At 51.9% G+C, this 1,376-nt stretch carries 1 rRNA gene; it reads left to right on the forward strand.

Annotation, left to right across the window (positions count from 1 at the left end):
* Positions 1–1,352, forward strand: a 23S ribosomal RNA gene (locus ACWCIA_RS22865); the annotation flags it as partial.
* Between the last annotated feature and the right edge of the window lie 24 nt (positions 1,353–1,376).

Consider the following 1,376-nt stretch of genomic DNA (forward strand, 5'->3'; position numbering starts at 1 on the left):
GCTGCGAAGCAATCGGAAGTGGTTCCAAGAAAAGCCTCTAAGCTTCAGTCATACGAGACCGTACCGCAAACCGACACAGGTGGGCGAGATGAGTATTCTAAGGCGCTTGAGAGAACTCGGGAGAAGGAACTCGGCAAATTGGTACCGTAACTTCGGGAAAAGGTACGCCCCGGTAGCTTGACCACTTTACTGTGGAAGGGCGAAAGGGTTGCAATAAACTGGTGGCTGCGACTGTTTAATAAAAACACAGCACTCTGCAAACACGAAAGTGGACGTATAGGGTGTGACGCCTGCCCGGTGCTGGAAGATTAAATGATGGGGTGCAAGCTCTTGATTGAAGTCCCAGTAAACGGCGGCCGTAACTATAACGGTCCTAAGGTAGCGAAATTCCTTGTCGGGTAAGTTCCGACCTGCACGAATGGCGTAACGATGGCCACACTGTCTCCTCCCGAGACTCAGCGAAGTTGAAATGTTTGTGATGATGCAATCTACCCGCGGCTAGACGGAAAGACCCCATGAACCTTTACTGTAGCTTTGCATTGGACTTTGAACCAATCTGTGTAGGATAGGTGGGAGGCTTTGAAGCGGGGACGCCAGTTCTCGTGGAGCCATCCTTGAAATACCACCCTGGTTTGTTTGAGGTTCTAACCTTGGTCCGTTATCCGGATCGGGGACAGTGCATGGTAGGCAGTTTGACTGGGGCGGTCTCCTCCTAAAGTGTAACGGAGGAGTTCGAAGGTACGCTAGGTACGGTCGGACATCGTGCTAATAGTGCAATGGCATAAGCGTGCTTAACTGCGAGACCGACAAGTCGAGCAGGTACGAAAGTAGGACATAGTGATCCGGTGGTTCTGTATGGAAGGGCCATCGCTCAACGGATAAAAGGTACTCTGGGGATAACAGGCTGATTCCTCCCAAGAGTTCATATCGACGGGGGAGTTTGGCACCTCGATGTCGGCTCATCACATCCTGGGGCTGTAGCCGGTCCCAAGGGTATGGCTGTTCGCCATTTAAAGTGGTACGTGAGCTGGGTTTAAAACGTCGTGAGACAGTTTGGTCCCTATCTGCCGTGGGCGTTGGAAATTTGAAGGGGGCTGCTCCTAGTACGAGAGGACCGGAGTGGACGAACCTCTGGTGTACCGGTTGTCACGCCAGTGGCATTGCCGGGTAGCTAAGTTCGGAAGAGATAACCGCTGAAAGCATCTAAGCGGGAAACTTGCCTTGAGATGAGATTTCCCGGAGCCTTGAGCTCCTTGAAGGGTCGTTCGAGACCAGGACGTTGATAGGCTGGGTGTGGAAGTGCAGTAATGCATTAAGCTAACCAGTACTAATTGCCCGTACGGCTTGTCCCTATAACCTTAGCAGGTCATAGTTCA

The organism is Massilia sp. SYSU DXS3249 (assembly GCF_053668055.1).